At 40.2% G+C, this 17,689-nt stretch carries 19 protein-coding genes and 1 riboswitch; of the genes, 15 read left to right on the top strand and 4 right to left on the bottom strand.

Going from position 1 to position 17,689, the window contains the following annotated elements; genetic code table 11:
* Positions 1-118 precede the first annotated feature (118 nt).
* Entirely contained in the window at positions 119-214 is a 96-nt protein-coding gene (locus AC1VU3_RS06610) for a putative holin-like toxin (protein WP_480389663.1), read from the top strand.
* Positions 215-384: 170 nt separating this feature from the next.
* Here the strand turns inward: AC1VU3_RS06610 and AC1VU3_RS06605 are convergent, their stop codons facing one another.
* Entirely contained in the window at positions 385-705 is a 321-nt protein-coding gene (locus AC1VU3_RS06605; protein ID WP_480389662.1) for a hypothetical protein, read from the bottom strand.
* A gap of 262 nt (positions 706-967) precedes the next feature.
* Positions 968-1,591 carry an RsfA family transcriptional regulator gene (locus tag AC1VU3_RS06600; protein WP_480389661.1) on the bottom strand — a complete coding sequence of 208 codons (624 nt, stop codon included), beginning with the start codon at positions 1,589-1,591 and terminating at the stop codon, positions 968-970.
* A gap of 159 nt (positions 1,592-1,750) precedes the next feature.
* On the opposite strand from AC1VU3_RS06600, the gene AC1VU3_RS06595 reads away from it, so the two are divergent.
* From AC1VU3_RS06595 to AC1VU3_RS06585, 3 genes are all read left to right on the top strand, one after another.
* Entirely contained in the window at positions 1,751-1,978 is a 228-nt protein-coding gene (locus AC1VU3_RS06595) for a YuzB family protein (protein ID WP_480389660.1), read from the top strand.
* A 285-nt stretch (positions 1,979-2,263) separates the two neighbouring features.
* Entirely contained in the window at positions 2,264-3,559 is a 1,296-nt protein-coding gene (locus tag AC1VU3_RS06590) for an HD domain-containing protein (RefSeq protein WP_480389659.1), read from the top strand.
* A 14-nt stretch (positions 3,560-3,573) separates the two neighbouring features.
* Positions 3,574-4,092, top strand: a complete 519-nt coding sequence (locus AC1VU3_RS06585) for a YwgA family protein (protein ID WP_480389658.1) — start codon at positions 3,574-3,576, stop codon at positions 4,090-4,092.
* Between the two features lie 36 nt (positions 4,093-4,128).
* On the opposite strand, the gene AC1VU3_RS06580 is transcribed toward AC1VU3_RS06585, so the two are convergent.
* Entirely contained in the window at positions 4,129-4,314 is a 186-nt protein-coding gene (locus tag AC1VU3_RS06580) for a 2-hydroxymuconate tautomerase (protein ID WP_480389657.1), read from the bottom strand.
* A gap of 66 nt (positions 4,315-4,380) precedes the next feature.
* Between AC1VU3_RS06580 and AC1VU3_RS06575 the strand changes: the two genes are divergently transcribed.
* Positions 4,381-4,896: a YwhD family protein gene (locus AC1VU3_RS06575; RefSeq protein ID WP_480389656.1), complete on the top strand. Its 516-nt coding sequence runs from the start codon at positions 4,381-4,383 to the stop codon at positions 4,894-4,896.
* Between the two features lie 263 nt (positions 4,897-5,159).
* Here the strand turns inward: AC1VU3_RS06575 and AC1VU3_RS06570 are convergent, their stop codons facing one another.
* Positions 5,160-7,235 (bottom strand): transglycosylase domain-containing protein, encoded by a 2,076-nt coding sequence (locus AC1VU3_RS06570; RefSeq protein WP_480389655.1) that lies wholly within the window; start codon positions 7,233-7,235, stop codon positions 5,160-5,162.
* Between the two features lie 169 nt (positions 7,236-7,404).
* Here AC1VU3_RS06570 and speE point away from each other — a divergent pair, with 169 nt between their 5' ends.
* The 10 genes from speE (at position 7,405) to AC1VU3_RS06520 (ending at position 17,624) form a co-directional block, all read left to right on the top strand.
* Positions 7,405-8,238, top strand: coding sequence for a spermidine synthase (speE, locus tag AC1VU3_RS06565; protein ID WP_482983123.1), 834 nt, complete (start codon positions 7,405-7,407; stop codon positions 8,236-8,238).
* A gap of 3 nt (positions 8,239-8,241) precedes the next feature.
* Positions 8,242-9,114 (top strand): agmatinase, encoded by an 873-nt coding sequence (speB, locus tag AC1VU3_RS06560; RefSeq protein ID WP_482983122.1) that lies wholly within the window; start codon positions 8,242-8,244, stop codon positions 9,112-9,114.
* A gap of 858 nt (positions 9,115-9,972) precedes the next feature.
* The gene (locus AC1VU3_RS06555; protein WP_480389652.1) at positions 9,973-10,173 is read left to right on the top strand and encodes a hypothetical protein; all 201 of its coding nucleotides are present in this window, start codon (positions 9,973-9,975) and stop codon (positions 10,171-10,173) included.
* Positions 10,174-10,345: 172 nt separating this feature from the next.
* A complete protein-coding gene (locus tag AC1VU3_RS06550) occupies positions 10,346-10,528 on the top strand; it encodes a hypothetical protein (protein ID WP_482983121.1) in 183 nt (60 codons plus the stop codon).
* Positions 10,529-11,183: 655 nt separating this feature from the next.
* Positions 11,184-11,603, top strand: coding sequence for a YwiB family protein (locus AC1VU3_RS06545; protein ID WP_482983120.1), 420 nt, complete (start codon positions 11,184-11,186; stop codon positions 11,601-11,603).
* Positions 11,603-13,270, top strand: a complete 1,668-nt coding sequence (argS, locus tag AC1VU3_RS06540; RefSeq protein ID WP_482983119.1) for an arginine--tRNA ligase — start codon at positions 11,603-11,605, stop codon at positions 13,268-13,270. Before AC1VU3_RS06545 ends, argS begins: the two co-directional genes overlap by 1 nt.
* Positions 13,271-13,350: 80 nt before the next feature.
* A riboswitch (cobalamin riboswitch) is annotated at positions 13,351-13,484 on the top strand.
* A gap of 121 nt (positions 13,485-13,605) precedes the next feature.
* Positions 13,606-14,559: an ABC transporter substrate-binding protein gene (locus AC1VU3_RS06535; protein ID WP_482983118.1), complete on the top strand. Its 954-nt coding sequence runs from the start codon at positions 13,606-13,608 to the stop codon at positions 14,557-14,559.
* Positions 14,560-14,575: 16 nt separating this feature from the next.
* On the top strand, positions 14,576-15,547 hold the full coding sequence (locus AC1VU3_RS06530; protein ID WP_482983182.1) for a FecCD family ABC transporter permease: 972 nt from the start codon (positions 14,576-14,578) through the stop codon (positions 15,545-15,547).
* Position 15,548: 1 nt separating this feature from the next.
* Positions 15,549-17,015 carry an adenosylcobinamide amidohydrolase gene (locus tag AC1VU3_RS06525; protein WP_482983117.1) on the top strand — a complete coding sequence of 489 codons (1,467 nt, stop codon included), beginning with the start codon at positions 15,549-15,551 and terminating at the stop codon, positions 17,013-17,015.
* Positions 17,016-17,033: 18 nt separating this feature from the next.
* Positions 17,034-17,624, top strand: a complete 591-nt coding sequence (locus AC1VU3_RS06520; RefSeq protein WP_482983116.1) for a cob(I)yrinic acid a,c-diamide adenosyltransferase — start codon at positions 17,034-17,036, stop codon at positions 17,622-17,624.
* Positions 17,625-17,689 lie beyond the last annotated feature (65 nt).

The following is a 17,689-nucleotide window of genomic DNA, read 5'->3' as shown; positions in this document are numbered from 1 at the left end:
CCGTTATTTTACAGTTATTATGTTATAATAGAATGGTAATAGCAATTGGCTTCCTGAGGGTGGTCAGCACATCTTTTTCCGTGTCTTTTGATAAAGGGATGGAAGGGGGTGAGGCTGTTTGACAGTATATGAGGCGATTAGCTTGATGATTGGCTTTGGTTCGTTAATTGTCGCTATACTTGTATTGTCATTTACTTTTTCACAAAAAAAGTAAACCACCCCTCAGCCTGAATGCATTTGGGGTGGTTTACTGACCTAATTTGCTGATCGCTCTTAAGAGCGGTGCTATTACAGAGAGACTACCTGGTGCTCGAACACCGGGTAGTCTTTTATATTATGTTCATTATAGCATAGGATATGAGGAAATCCATTATAGCGAGTTTGCTAGCTTAAAGAGTAGTATTCCAAAAGTGTTATCACAAAGCTACCAATTAGAAACAAGGAGAGACCCCAAATAACAGGGGATCGTATAAATTGAAATGGCTTTAATGCCTGCATGTTCTGGACGAACTTATATTCCACAGTCGGATCATACTGATCGTTTCTTGGCGCTATAACAAAATAAATAAACCAAGCGCCTCCAAGTAACAAAAGACCACCTAAAAACATTGTATCGATGAAATGCAGACCGGTGATAATAGAAAACAACCAAATCACAAATGTTTCTATTGTTAACGTAGCTAGTACAATAACCCCTTTTTTCATTCTATCCCTCCTAACCATCTTTTACATATTATACCAAGTCTTAGTGCAATTGCTTGAGCCTTATCCTCGTAAACGGTATGAAAGGTTGAGGCACACATATGTATTACCACTTACGCTAAACTAAGAATTGTTAATGACAGTTAATCGTTTGGAAGTGAGGGATAAATACATTTTCTTAGAGTATAAAAAAGACCATCATGATGAAGTCGTGATAGTCTTTCTGCTCAAGTTATGGTATTGTCCCACTCTCCGAAGTGACCAATTAGATAAGTGGTGGCTCTTTCGTAACTAGGTTTCCATTCTTCTCCATTTGGAAAACAGGAACAGCTGGTATTTCCTCGTCGTTTAGCGTAACTAAACGTCTTGCGCGGTTCATGATTTGTACGAATTGCTCGTAATCTTGTTTAATTGCTGCGTTCTCTTTTTCTAGCTTTGCAAGCTCGCTTTCAAGCTTACGAATCTTTTCCGTTGAAATAGTAGCCATATGACGATATCTAGAAATATCTGAATCACTATGCTGTAAGCGAACTAGATAAGCAATGATAATATCGATTGATAGCGCTGAAACTGGGATAGACTGAAGACGTTCTCCTTCTTCTTGCGGCTTTGCAAGGTAGATTCCATTACCTCTTCTGCGATAGTCTTTGCCTAGTATGCGAAGCTTTTCTTTTCTTTCCTTTTTTGCTTCTTTTAATTCTGTTTCATATTGGTGCCTTACAACTGCATTCCAGCGGAAACCACATGCGGCTGCTGTTCTATTAAGCTCGTCTCCTGCCTCTTCAAAAGCATTTAGCTGTGTGCTTCCTTCTCTAACATGTCTAAGCACTAGCTCTGCCAGTAGCTCATCATTTTCTTGCATCCATGCGTCTTGTCTTACCTTTACCATGTTTGTCCTCCTACCATGTTCATAGTTTCGTTGTTCTATTAACATCATGGACAACATATCGCTCTTTTATTCACGTAAAATACACTTGATAGCAATATAAAGTTTAAGATACAATGACGTGTAGGCAAATGACTATCTATAGAAAGGGTTGTGGACAAAATGGCAAACCATTTCAGAGTTTGCGATGAGTGTCAGGCCGTTAATTTAAAGACATTAATTCCTAAGCTAAAAGCAATAGATCCAGAGGCTGAAATTGAAATTAAAGAATGTCAATCGTATTGTGGCCCGGGTAGAAAAAAGACATTTACTTTTGTCAATAATCGCCCTGTTGCTGCACTGACAGAAGAAGAATTAATGGATAAAGTACGCGCTAAACTGGAAATATAAAGTGAAACTTTGATTGGTGGGGGTTTTCTTTCATCCCCCGCCAATCATTAGTTGAACCAATCGCGCTTTTAGGGACAGTTGATCTCCCACTTCGCTGTCTCATGTCTTTTGCCAGCTTGAAGTCGGAGTCTTACTGTCCCTTAATGCGGGATAAAATAGATTAGTGAACGTTTAAGAGCCTGAAAACTCTCATCCAATGATAATAAATAACAGAAAGCCGTCTTTGTCAGAAGCGGCTTTTTTCTTTATACTTAGTTTAGAAAAAGAAGAGATGGAGGTTGAAGTATGAGCTATGCTACGCAAAAGCTAGCAGAAGAAAAAGTGTTTAAGGATCCTGTGCATCGCTATATTCATATACGTGATCAAGTGATATGGGATGTCATTGGAACGAAGGAGTTTCAACGACTGCGCCGAGTTAAACAGCTAGGAACTACATATTTGGTGTTTCATGGAGCTGAGCATAGCCGTTTCAATCACTCTCTAGGGGTATATGAAATCGTTCGCCGTATAGTGGATGATAGCTTCAATGGAAGAGTTGAATGGGATTCCTCTGAAAGATTGGTAGTCTTATGTGCTGCCCTCCTACATGATTTGGGGCATGGACCTTTTTCACATGCCTTTGAAAATGTGTTTGGTCTAGATCATGAAGAGTTTACAAAGGCAATTCTGCTAGGGGAGACGGAAGTAAATGAGGTTCTTTCGCGGGTTAGTAAGGACTTTCCCAAGAAAGTGGCCGATGTAATAGCAAAAACATATCCCAATAAGCAGGTAGTGAGCTTGATTTCTAGCCAAATTGATGCCGACCGAATGGATTATCTTCAACGAGATGCCTATTTTACTGGCGTGAGCTACGGTCATTTTGATATGGAAAGAATTCTACGGGTAATGAGACCGCTTGGTGATCAAATCGTTATAAAATCGAGTGGAATGCATGCGGTAGAAGACTACATCATGAGCCGCTATCAAATGTATTGGCAAGTATATTTTCATCCTGTATCTCGGAGTGCTGAGGTCATTCTCACAAAAATTTTACACCGGGCAAAGGCGCTTAGTGCAGCTGGCTATGATTTTGAACAAATGCCCACTCACTTTCTGGGATTCTTTGACGGTACATTTACACTAAAAGAGTACTTAGCGTTAGATGAAGGGGTTTTATTGACGTACTTCCAGCTGTGGATGAACGAGAAGGACCCGATACTATCTGATCTCTGTGACCGCTTTGTGAATCGTCGTTTATTTCAATACGTAGAATTTGATTTGGCGAAGGACTATATGAAAATGAAAGAGCTAGAGCAGCTGTTTAAACGGGTAGGAATAGACCCAGAATACTATTTGGTGTTTGATTCTTCCTCGGATCTACCATACGATTTCTATCGTCCAGGAGAAGAGGGGGAAAGAATTCCTATCCATCTTCAAATGCCATCAGGAGAAATTCGAGAGCTTTCTAGACAATCAGAAGTAGTAGAAGCGATTTCTGGAAAACGAAGAACGGACCATAAATTATACTTTCCGGAGGATTTCTTGTCCGCAGACGGAAAGAAGAAGGCAATAAGAAAGCAAATTTTAGATTTACTAACGTAAAGGTGGGGCTTGGGTTGCTACAAGAACATGCAAAAATCGTCCAATTTATCGGAGCAGCAGACGGCATAACAGGAAGAAAAAAACTACAGAAGATGATTTACATTGCGAAAAAATTGAGATACCCATACAAAGAAAAGTATGATTTTCATATGTTTGGTCCTTATTCCGAGGAACTAACTCTTCGAATTGAAGAGCTTTGCAATATGGGATTTATTTTAGAAGAAAGACAAGATAAGGGTTCATATGTGCAATATAAATACCAAATGACTAATAATGGCGAGGACTTTATGCAGATGGCCCAGCTGCCAAATCTCAGCGAGGATTTGATTTATTGTATTGATCGAATGAAGGAGAGAAGCTCTCGCTTTCTAGAGCTTGTTTCAACCTTATTATACTTTGATAACCTTCCAAAAGAAGAACAAATAGAAAAGCTATACGTGGTAAAAGGGAAATTAAATTATACGGAGGAAGAGATCGAGGAAGCCTTCGCTTTTGTAATAGATTTAATGAATGGCAAGAAGACAGTTCAATAATAGGACTGTCTTCTTACAGCAAAGAATGCTAAGTGATTATTTGTCGCTTAGACGAGTTCCTGCGACAGCATAATGGCTTTTTGGCATTTCTTCGATGAACACAACCACATTTTCCACAGGAGCGTTAGTAGTTTCTGCTACAGCTGCAGTTACTTTTTCAACTAATGCTCTCTTTTGGTCATCGGAGCGGCCTTCAAGCATTTTTACTGTTACATATGGCATAATATTTCCTCCTTTGGTGACATTATCTGTATACTTATATATCATAACAGAACGGAGGGATTTCGCATGACAAACGAGGAAAAACCAAAACAAAAAATTGGCTTCACGATTATAAAGAATGATCCAACGGACGGACATAAGGGATATGGAGTTGGAGCGCTTTCCCTAGAAAACGTGTCTCCAGTTATTATAGATATTGAAGAAGGCACAGCGAAAGTTGAAATCGGTGCCATGCATGCTCGCAGTGATACGGAAAGAGGTATCAAATTTACAACGAATCGCGAGGACTCCTTAGGTGGGAAACCTTATTGGTTAGTATGGGTAACCATTGACCATAAAGAGGATGGACCTTATTATGCCGGAGTAGCTGCTTGTGAGATGGTTATTAACCGTGAAAAGCGAAGAGGCTATAAGATTCTAGCGGAGCATGTAAATAAAATGGATAAGTCAATGAAGCGTCACATTCTGGTCGATTTCATGGATGATCGCTCAAAAGGGATTTTAGCAGAATTTCTTAAAGGGCATAATATCCAAATGTGGGAGAGAAGCAGTGCACAGCTTCATGAAGACTTATCTGTTTAAATTATTTTTTTAAAATATTATTCTGATTAAGTGTCTTAGATGGTTGAATAATCATGAAAAAGACAGTACAATTTAGGTAACGCTTACTTCAGGGTAATGCTAGGACACTTAGTAGAAGCAAGTAAGTAAAGAGCTACAAGCATTGTGAAACCCAATCCAATCATCTAGCTCTATACAGAACGTGATACTAAGAAAAAATGCTTTCTATTGCTTATTAGGCAATAGAAAGCATTTTTTTATGGTAAGCCTATGTTCCAAAGAGCTTAGTCACCGAAGAATGAGAATGGGAAGAAGGACCAAGGATCCTTATCCTCTGTTTTATGGATATCTTCAAAGGTATGCTGCTCTAAGGTTGGATCTGTACACAGTTTTTTGGGTATATCCTTTTCTTTCATATAGATCAACCGCTGCTTTTCACATGCAGAAGTTGCGATTCCTCCAGTTTCCACATCTATAATTACTCCTTTAACTCCCTTGGGTGCTATGAATGGTTCTACTGGTAGCCCTTGATGAGCTAATTCCATGAATTCTACCCATACCTGCTTGGTCACTTGCTTGGCCTGTGCATCACTAACCTGCTTCCCTTGATCATATCCGTTCCATACTCCGGCAGTTAACTGTGGAGAATATCCAATTAGATACTGATCGGTATTAGTCGTACCTGATTTGGCTGCATAAGGTCGAGTTAGCTTTGCCCGAATGCTCACACCTGTTGCAGGGGAGTAGTCATTAAAGGTTGGGTCAAACATCCCGGTCATTAAGTGAGATAAGATAAATGCATCAGATTCTAAGAGAACTTTTTCTTCCTTCTTCTTTTTGTTTTCTTTATTGTAGATTACTTTTCCGTTCTTATCTGTAATCTTTAAGATATAGGTAGGCTCATGAAGAACACCGTTTGCAGAAATCGTGTTATATGCTTTCGTCATCTCTAACAAGGAAATCTCCGAGGTTCCTAGAGCCGTTGCAGGAGTATCCTGGACCTTCATGTTTAGGTGAAAACGATCAACTAGCTGCTGAAATGGCTTATAACCAATTTGCTCTAAGGTTTTTACAGCGTAAATATTGTCAGAGATAGCCATCGCTTGTGCCATCGATATGGGGTGATTAGCAAATTCTCCATTTACGTTTTTAGGCTCATATTCTTGGCGTCCATTATCATACGTGAAAATTGTTTTCTCGCTTGTGAAAAAAGTCAGTGGAGAGAACCCATTTTCTAGAGCTGTCGCAAACAACAATGGCTTGATAGTGGATCCAGGCTGTCGTTTTGCTTGGGTTACTCGATTATATGGACTTTCCGTAAAGTTCCTTCCTCCAACCAGGGCTGTGACGTAACCCGTTTTAGGCTCCATACTGACAAACCCTATTTGTAGCTCTCCCTTAGGCATCCATTTCTCAATCGTAGATTCAGCTACTTTTTGATGATGGGAATTTAGAGTAGTAGTAATGGTCCAGCCGCCTTCTTCGATTCTTCGGCCGTTGGATGTTACAATCTCAGTTGCTTCCTTCCAAGCTTCTTCTAAGAAGTAAGGTGCAGTTTTCTTTGTCAAAGATGAATTTTCCGCTTTCAATACGTATTGCTCTTCTACAGCTCGATCCTTCTGCTCTTTTGTAATATACTGCTGGTCCTCCATCAAATTTAAAATGAGCTGCTGCCTATTTCTTGCCTTGTCTTCATTCACAATGGGCGAATAATAAGTTGGTCCCTTAGGAATTCCCATAAGAAGTGCCGACTCTGCTAGAGTAAGAGATTTAGCATTTTTCCCGAAGTAATATTGGCTAGCTGCCTCAATCCCATACATCCCATGTCCAAAGTAAACAGTATTTAAATACCCCTCTAAAAGCTCCTCTTTTTCGTAAAACAGCTCTAATCGATAGGCGTAAAGCGCTTCATTTATCTTACGTGTCCACGTTTTTTCGTGAGTCAGGAATAGATTGCGGGCATATTGCTGGGTAATCGTGCTGGCACCCTCCACTTTTTTTCCTGCCTTTACATCCTTTAAAAGTGCGGAAGCAATTCGTGAATAATCAAAGCCGTTATGCTCATAAAAGTCTTTATCCTCTACAGCGATTGTTGCTTCAGCAACAAAAGGTGAAATGTCATTTAATGTGACCCAATAACGACGTTGGTCTTGAAAACGATCTCCTATCACATTCCCATTGCTATCTAAAAATACGGAGGAGATGGGCACCTGAATAAGAGGTGCACCTTCAATTTGCGCATATATTCGTAAGGTGACAAAGGCGCTAATCACCGCACAGATGGCTGCCACAGATAATAGAAAGAACCGTTTAAAACGTCGTGATCTGGTAGCTTTTTTTCGGTATTCTCTACGTCCCATTACATCTTCCCCGTTCAAATGTGGTATTTCTTAGTAGTATGAGAACAATAGATTTAAATTAAACGCAAATTAAAAAACTATTGCACTTTTGGTAAAAAGCACTATACTTTCTTTGTATTGCCTATTTTTGATACAATACATAAAATCAATACGCAAAGGAGATAGATAAATGGCTGGATTTTGGTTTACAGAAAAACAAACCGAGAATTTTGGCATCACGATGAAGGTAAAACGTACACTTCATTCGGAACAAACTGATTTTCAATTACTAGAAATGGCTGAAACAGAAGAGTGGGGGAATATGCTCTTTTTAGATGGAATGGTAATGACGTCTCAAAAAGATGAATTCGTTTACCATGAAATGGTTGCTCATGTTCCGTTATTTACACATCCAAACCCAGAGAACGTATTAGTTGTCGGTGGAGGAGACGGGGGAGTAATTCGTGAAATCATGAAGCACCCAAAAGTAAAGAAAGCAACTCTTGTTGATATAGATGGGAAAGTAATAGAATACTCGAAGAAATACCTACCTGAAATTGCATGCGAATTAGACAATCCACGTGTAGAAGTAAAGGTCGGAGACGGCTTCATGCATATTGCAGAGTCAGACAATGAGTATGATGTCATTATGGTAGATTCTACAGAACCTGTAGGACCAGCAGTAAATTTATTTACCAAAGGCTTTTATGCTGGAATCTCCAAAGCTCTAAAGGAAGATGGTATATTCGTAGCGCAGTCGGACAACCCTTGGTTCAAGGCTGACTTGATTCGCCAAGTACAAAAGGATGTGAAGGAAATCTTCCCAATCACAAACATGTACTTAGCAAATATCCCAACTTACCCAAGTGGTCTATGGTGCTTCACCATTGGATCGAAAAAGTATGATCCTTTACAAGTACCGGAAGAGCATTTCTTTGATATTGATACAAAATATTACACAAAAGAATTGCACAAAGCTGCTTTCGTTTTACCAAAATTCGTGAAAGACTTAGTAGGTGAGTAAGCGATGAGATTTGACGAAGCATACTCTGGCAATGTCTTTATTAAAAGCAAACAAAACTATGAAGAAGCAAAAGCCGTAATCTACGGAATGCCAATGGACTGGACGGTAAGCTATCGCCCAGGCTCACGCTTCGGCCCACAGCGTATCCGTGAAGTGTCTATTGGTCTAGAAGAATACAGCCCATATCTTGATAGAGAGCTAGACGACGTAAACTACTTTGACGCCGGGGACATCCCATTGCCATTCGGCAACGCAGCGAAAAGCTTGGACCTAATCGAAGACTATATCCGTCAGCTAATGAAAGACGACAAAATCCCAGTTGGTATGGGTGGGGAGCATTTAGTATCTTGGCCAGTAATGAAGGCAGTTGCAGAAAAATACGAGGATTTAGCAATCATTCATATGGACGCGCACACGGACCTACGAGTAGATTACGAGGGAGAGCCACTTTCTCACTCTACGCCAATCCGTAAAATTGCTGAACATATTGGACCGAAAAACGTCTACTCCTTTGGAATTCGTTCTGGAATGAAAGAAGAATTCCAGTGGGCAAAAGAAAACGGCATGCAAATCGCTAAATTCGAAGTATTAGAGCCATTAAAAAAAGTACTACCGACACTAGCAGGTCGCCCAGTATACGTAACCATTGACATAGACGTCCTAGACCCAGCACATGCACCAGGAACCGGAACAGTAGACTGCGGAGGCATCACAAGCCGCGAGCTACTAGCCTCCATCCACGCAATCGCAAACTCAGGCGTAAATGTAGTAGGCTTCGACCTAGTAGAAGTAGCCCCGATTTATGATCAATCGGAGCAAACCGCGAACACCGCGTCGAAGTTACTAAGGGAAATGATCCTGGGATTTGTAAAGTAGAATGTATATAACAAGTAGTTCTGCGGAGCTGAACGAAGTGAAGCGGAAGCACGACTGTTAATACCGCATCGAAGATTCTAAGAGAAATGATCTTAGGTTTCATTAAATAAACGGTATATACTGAATGTCGCTGCGGAGCTGAACGAAGTGAAGCGGAGGCACACAACCATCTCAGCTTAGAAAATTCAAGGGAATTGGTCATAGGCATCCTGAAGTAGAAAATACACGCTGAGTGTGACTGCATAGCTAAACGCAGTTTAGCGGAAGCATAACCACGAACACAGCATCGAAAATTCTACGCGAAATGATCCTGGGATTTGTAAAGTAGAATGTATATAACAAGTAGTTCTGCGGAGCTGAGCAGAGCGAAGCGGAAGCACACCACCATCTCGGCATAGTAAATTTAATGGAACTGGTCATAGGCTTCCTTAAGTAGAAAATGTACACAGGGTGTGACTGCGGAGCTAAACAAAGTTTAGCGGAAGCACAAAAGCAGAGTAAATTATTATTAAGACCTGTATCCGTGATTACATGGTAATCATAGATGCAGGTTTTGTTTTTCAGCTAGGTTATTTTCGTATATTTTGATACCTTTAAGATATAAGTGAAAATCAACTTGCGATACCATTAAATGGATATAATTTCTTCGTCTACAAAGCGGATTAACTTATAGAATGTATAAAAAAAGTAGAAGGGTAGTAACCGAAGAATACATAGCTAGGATAAAAAGAGGCTTAGCACAAAATGAATAAATCAGGGATAGTGATAAGCCGAGATTAGTTAATAGGAGTGAGACTTTGAATTTAAAGATTTTAGCATCAAATCTATCTAAAGTTTATATGCAGAATAAAAAAAAGAATGGGATTAACTACTTCAACATTCTTTATTTTATATGATATCGGTTTAGGGTTTGGTCCGTATGTTTTAGGCTTACTGGTACCGACAATGGGCTACCGTTCAATCTTCTCTTGGATGGTCGTTGTTATAGTGAGGGTGTTGATCCAAAAAGGATTAATGCTCTTTTTTGTTGAATTCTTTATTGGAGAAACGGCAGGTTAGCGGAAGAAGGATATGAATATAACATATCGAATAATTAATAAATGTTTTTAAAGCGAGTCTCTCATTTAGTAATTATTAACAGCAGTAATATGTAAATTTTTTTTTGAAACAATATTATTATTATAATATAATGAATGTGAAGAGAAAAATTGCAAAAAAGAGGGAATAGATAATGTTTAAAAATACAAGTTTGTGGACAATTGCTACAGCTATTATGACAGTTTTAGTCTATATTGATGGCTTATTTATTACTGGGAATTTTATGTTTACAATTCCTTTAGCTGTTTTAGGAGCTATTATTGCGATTATTGCATCTATACTTGAAAAAAATATATTTATATATTTGTTAATATAGTACTAGCGTTCATAGCATTTATATCGATTATTGTACTTTGGTAGTAGTGTAAAGAACGCTTTGTAGAGTGAAAATAAAAAAGTGCCTTTTTAGATAAAGACTTACATTTCTCGGATGCCTATATCTTTTAACGAAATAAGATAAAACTTGTGAAGGAATGTACTTGAACTATCTGGTGCGTTAGTTAAATAACAAGGACAGCCACTTCCTAACTGGAGGTGGCTGTTTTTACATATTAGATGAAATAAAGCATATACTCTACAGTCTTGATGGTAGCAGCAGGCGGCGACTCCGGTAGGATGAGTGGGACAGATAAGACATCGCAACGGCACGCGGTAGCGTTCGGTGATGGCTTATCGGGAGGGAAAACTAAGAGCGTCACGTCGTGTGACAACGTTTTCCTGACCAACATCCTGTTGGCCCTACGGAAAGCGTCCGCCTAGAGCGAACATCAACGGGAAGAGAAGAATATCCCTTTGTCAAATATACTTGATTAGAAGAGGTAAATCTTTATTAGCCTATAAACATCATTTAACTCATCGATTTCCCTAAACTATCTCCCAATGCCAATCATAACTTGGCACAAACGCTTCGTATAAGCTATAATATGAAGGTTATATATATGATAAATAAATGCTCTAAAAGGATGAACTGTATGTCTCAACCAACCAAAAAAACAGTAAACGTACATCTCTTATCCTCTATCCAGCATCCTGATATTCCAAAGGAAACGATAGAACTGCATACAACAGGAGAGCTTACCATCAAAGGTGGACAGCCTTACCTAGTGTACGAAGAATTACAAAATGAGAAAAATGTCCGTACAACTGTCAAACTAAATGAGGAAGCTGCATTAATTCTACGAAGCGGTGGAGTAAAGATGCGACTGCCTTTCCAAGTAGGAGAGCCACAAACAGGCAGCTATGACTCTGGATTCGGATCCATGATGATTATGACAAATACAAAACAACTTACCTTCTCAGAAGGACAATTTCAAGTGGAATATGAACTGATTGTCCAAGAGGAAGTAGTAGGAACATACTTAATCCAACTAACATATTCGGAGGCGGAATAATGAACGCGGTAGAACAAGTACAACAAGCAATGAAGGAAGCTTTGCATAAAGCGATTGTTAAGGCAGAGTTAGTAGCAGAAGAACAAATTCCTGCAATCCACTTAGAAACACCTAAGGATAAAGCAAATGGGGATTATGCGACAAACATAGCGATGCAACTGACAAAACTAGCAAGAAAGAATCCACGTCAAATTGCAGAAGCAATCGTAGAAAACTTAGACATGACAGGAACAATGATGGAGAAAATCGACATCGCTGGTCCAGGATTCATGAATATCACCATTCGCAAGGACTATCTACAAGATGTAGTAAAGGCTGTATTAGCAGAAAAAGAAAATTACGGTCGTACTAAAGCAGGTGCAAACGAGAAAGTTCAAGTGGAATTTGTATCAGCTAACCCAACTGGTGACCTTCACCTTGGTCACGCACGTGGAGCAGCTGTTGGCGATTCTCTATGTAACGTATTAGATTTCGCAGGCTATGATGTGTCGCGTGAATATTATATTAATGATGCGGGTAATCAAATCCACAACCTTGCTGTTTCTTTAGAAGTTCGTTACTTTGAAGCACTAGGCATGGAAAAAGAAATGCCTGAGGATGGATACCGCGGACAGGATATTATTGATATTGCTAACGACCTTGCAAAAGAGCATGGCGACAAGTTTATCCATATGTCAGACGAAGAACGCTATAAAGCATTCCGTACACATGGTTTAAAGGTAGAGCTTGCGAAGCTTCAAAAGGACTTAGCAGATTTCCGTGTGAACTTCGATAACTGGTTCTCTGAAACTTCTCTTTATGAGGATGGAAAAATTCAGGTGGCACTAGATAAATTAAAAGCGAATGGTCATATTTTTGAGGAAGAGGGAGCAACTTGGTTCCGCTCTACAACCTTTGGAGACGACAAGGACCGTGTGTTAATTAAGAGTGATGGCTCTTTCACTTATTTATTACCAGATATCGCATACCATGAGGACAAAATTGTTCGTGGCTTTGACCAGCTAATCAATATTTGGGGAGCAGACCACCATGGCTATATCCCACGTATGAAGGCGGCAATCGAAGCGCTTGGATACGAGCGTGAAAAACTAGAGGTTTCCATTATCCAAATGGTTCAGCTATATAAAGACGGCGAAAAAATGAAAATGAGTAAGCGTACAGGAAAAGCGGTAACAATGCGTGAGCTAGTAGAAGAGGTTGGATTAGATGCTGTTCGTTATTTCTTCGGTATGCGTTCCGGCGATTCCCATATGGACTTTGACTTAGACTTAGCGGTATCTCAATCCAATGAAAACCCTGTATACTATGCACAATATGCACATGCTCGTATTTGTTCTATCTTACGTGCTGCAGAAGAAAAAGGCATGGCAGCTTCAACAGCATCTCTTTCTTTATTACAAAGTGAAAAAGAAACAGACCTATTGAAGAAAATCGGGGACTTCCCGAGAGTGGTGGCTGATGCAGCGAAAATGCGTGCACCACACCGAGTAGCAACTTATATTCAAGAGCTTGCTGCAACATTCCACAGCTTCTATAACGCAGACAAAGTGTTAGACCCAGAAAATAAAGAGCTATCAGAAGCGCGTTTGGCTTTAGTAACGTCTGCACGTCAAACAATTGAAAATGCATTAAAATTACTTGGAGTTTCCGCTCCAGAGAAGATGTAACACCTTAAGAGGTTTTGGTTAAATACCAAAGCCTCTTTTTTATATCGACATTGAATCGAATTAGAGTATAATAAAGGCATATTCATATGTTGCATAAAGGTGCCCGAGTGTAAGCGCTTGGGTTAAAAGGGAAGCTGGTTAAAGTCCAGCGCGGTCCCGCCACTGTAAGTGAGAAATCACGAGCCAGGATACCTGCCTTTATGTATGTACACCCATTGCCTACGAGGATAGGTTTGGTGTAGATCGGCTCATGTTAGTCCAAGCGGATTTATACCTATATCTATCTCTCATCATCAGATGGGAGATTTTTTTATTGCACATAGGAGGAATGTAGAATGAAGAAGTTTTGGTTTGTACTGATTGCATCGCTGCTATTATTAGTGGGATGTGGATCGGAGGAAGAAACAAAGGTTGAAAAAGAGGAAGGTACACAAGTAGAGGTATCTGATACCGAGTTCCCACTGACACTAACGGATGCTGTCGGACAAGAGATAACCCTAGAGGAAGCTCCAGAGAAAATCATATCCATGATACCAAGCAACACGGAGATTCTTTTTGCGTTAGGCTTGAATGAAGAAATTGTTGGTGTAAATGAATATGAAAGCTACCCACCAGAGGCATTGGAAAAAGAAAAAATCGGTGGAATGGAATACAATATCGAAAAAATTCTTTCTCTAACTCCGGATATTGTGTTTGCACACGAATCCATTGTAGGGATGGCTGAATCAGGACTTCAACAGCTACGTGATGCGGGAGTGAAGGTTTATGTAGTTCAAAATGCAGAGGACTTCAATGAAACCTATACAACCATTGAGCAAATTGGTAGAGCTACTGGAAAGTTCCCAGAAGCACAGAAAGTAATCGAAGAGATGAAAGCCAAGGTTCAAGATATAACAGACAAGGTCTCACAGGTTGAGACAAAGAAGACCGTTTTTGTGGAAACATCCGATGCACCTGAAATCTACACGCCGGGTAACAACACGTTTATGCAAGAAATTTTAAATATGGTGAATGCAGAAAATGTGGTAGAGGATCAAGAGGGCTGGTTCCAAATTGACCCTGAAGAGATTATTACAAGAAATCCAGATGTCATTTTGGTTGCATACAGCTATGTGGATGGAGTTCAAGAGAAAATTAAAGCAAGACCAGGATTTGATACGATAACAGCAGTGAAAAATGATGCGATTGTCCAAATAAATGAAGATACAACTAGCCGACAAGGTCCTCGCTTGGCAGATGGTCTAGAAGAAGTTGCGAGAGCGATTTATCCGGAGGCTTTTAGTGAGTAAATTAAGGCTTGGCTACATCTTGTCAATTGCTTCTCTACTTATCGCAATTTGGCTTGGTGTATCAGTCGGCTCTGTCAAAGTTCCATTTAGTACCCTGTGGGATACGACATCCGACGAGGTAGCAGCTAATATTGTATGGCAAATTAGAATGCCGAGGGTACTGCTGGCTGGCCTAGTGGGAGCATCCTTGGCAATCGCTGGAGCTGCTTTCCAAAGTCTATTAAAAAATCCCTTAGCAGATCCATACACACTTGGTGTTTCATCGGGAGCTTCCGTAGGAGCTGTTGCTACATTATTTTTTGGACTTTCTGTTCCCTTTCTAGGTGGGTTCACTCTCCCGATTTTTAGTATGCTAGGAGCTCTTTGTACAATGCTGTTGGTAATGGGGTTTGCAAAGCTTGTCGATCGTTCCATGAAAATGGAGACAATCATATTGACCGGGATTATATTCAGCTCTTTCTTAGGATCCATTATTTCTTTAATGATTGCGTTAACCGGGGAAGAGCTTCGGCAAATTATCGGCTGGTTATTGGGAAGTGTGTCGATGAGAGGCTGGGAATATATAAAGCTAGCCTTGCCTTTTGTGATTGTAGGTTCCTTACTGCTTTGGTTCAATAGAAGAGAGTTAAATGCCATGCTATTTGGAGAAGAACGAGCATTACACCTAGGTGTGGATGTGAAAAAGAGGAAGCTGATGGTGTTAATTGGTGGTTCTATGCTGACTGGTGGAGCGGTTGCTGTTTCAGGCACGATTGGATTTGTGGGATTGGTTGTTCCACACATAACTCGGCAGCTGTTTGGCTCTGATAATAGACATGTGCTACCACTGAGCTTTTTGAATGGAGCTACGCTGTTAATCATTTGTGACCTAGTTTCACGTACTATCATTTCACCAGCAGAGCTACCAATTGGAGTAATCACAGCCTTTATCGGTGCTCCGGTCTTTGCTTTTATTTTCTTCCGACAACGAAAGAGAGGGAGCATCTGATATGCTGAAAATAAATAATCTATCTGGTGGCTATGATCAGAAAATAGTCGTGCATAATGTTTCCTTTCAGGTGGAAAAAGGAGAAATGCTAGGCATTCTAGGTCCTAACGGAAGCGGGAAATCAACGCTTCTCAAGCTTATGAGTAGAATATTACCTGCAAAGGAAGGAGAGGTAATTGTTGATAATAAACCTTTACTTTCTTATTCATCTAAGGAACTTGCCAAAAAACTAGCGGTGCTTCCACAGCTGCACAACCAGTCTTTTTCACATAAAGTGAGGGAAACCGTTGCTTTGGGTCGCTATCCGCACCAAAGCAGCTGGTTTTCTACCTGGTCAGAAGAGGATGAGCAGGCGGTAAAGAAGGCAATGCGACTAACTGGCATTGAGGAATATGAGCACCAGCTCTTAGAATTAATGTCGGGTGGAGAGCAGCAAAGAGTATTTGTAGCCCAGGCCTTAGCTCAACAAGCCCCTATTTTATTATTAGACGAGCCTACAAACCATCTAGATATTGCACATCAAAAACAGCTGTTGGATACGATCAAAACACAAGCAATTGAAAATGAACTGACAGTTGTCAGCATCTTTCACGATATCAATCTTGCCTCCTTATATTGTGATCGACTGATTTTAATGGACCGAGGGGAAATAAAGGTAATTGGACACCCGCAAGAGGTAATAAAGAAAGCGATTGTAGAGGATGTCTATAAAGCGAGAATTAGTACCACTCCTCATCCGGAAAAGCCTAAGCCTCAAATTACACTTTTACCTGATGTGAAAGAGGAATCAAAGCAACGTTTTATTTCGAAGGAGCACATTAAAATATTTCCAGAATATGTTTTATTTCAATCTGAAAAGAAGCTTAAAACGTGGTCCTCTGCTGTTGTGAATGCAGGAAGCGGTTGGTACAGCCATTTTCTAAATAGAAGAGTTAGCCCGCACTATGCATGTGACAATGTACAAGCAGAAATGGAACAATACCTCCAAACGCATGGCTTCCAGCCGACAGATACAGTAGCCATGATGACAGCGGTAAATATAGAGGATGCAGTTATCAAGGAATATGAAACAAACTTTGGCAGTATTATCGTAATGGTTACAGCTGGGGTAGGTAATGCCGTAGATGTAGCAAGAACGCATGAAATAGAAACCTTTCCTACAGTGGGGACGATTAATACCTGGGTAATTATTAACGGAGAAATGACCGAAGAAGCTTTTATCCAAGCCGTAATGACGGCAACCGAGGCAAAAACAAAGGCATTGGTTTCAGAGGGAATAAATGATAAGCGAACGAATACACCAGCTACTGGTACTCCTACGGATAGCATCTTAATCGCCTCCACTCAAGAAGGGGAAACTATCCCTTATGCTGGTCCAGTAACAGCACTTGGCAAAAAAATAGGCCAAGGCGTTTTTGAATGTACAGTGGAAGCAATCCAAATTTATAAGCAAACAAAAGGGTTGTAAGAGAAGGGAGCGGGACGAATGAAAATCTATACAAAGACAGGCGACAAAGGGCAAACAGGCTTAATAGGTGGCAGAACGGATAAGGATGATATACGAGTGGAGGCTTATGGCACCATTGATGAGGTAAATTCATTTATTGGCAAAGCAATAACAGAGCTTGATCCAACCAAGTTTGCAGATATTTTAGAAGACCTGGAGACAATCCAGCACGAGCTATTTGATTGCGGTGGAGACTTGGCGAACGTCTCCAATCGCCGTGTGTATAAGATGACAGATGAAGCAATTGAAGCGATGGAACAAAGAATCGATGTGCTCGTAGAAGAAGGTCCGGTTTTAGAAAGATTTATATTGCCGGGTGGCACGCCTGCTGCAGCAACGCTTCATATAGCGCGTACCATAACGAGGAGAGCAGAAAGGCTAACGGTTACCTTAATGAAAACACAAGAGGATGTACCAAGCGTCGTTCAAAGATATTTGAACCGTTTATCAGATTACTTATTTGCTGCAGCTAGAGTGGCCAATGTACGAGAAAACGTTCCCGATGTGGAGTATGTACGCAGCGCAAAGGTATTTAAAAATGTAGGTAGTGATAAAAAAACGGATTCATAAGATTTGTATCTGTTGAAAAGTTAGTTAAGAAACTGTACTTCATTATTAGCCCTGTCTAATAATGT

It is taken from the genome of Psychrobacillus sp. Z16_25, from assembly GCF_056856695.1.
Note: the sequence above shows the minus strand (reverse complement) of the source record. Positions and strands in the feature narration are given on the sequence as shown.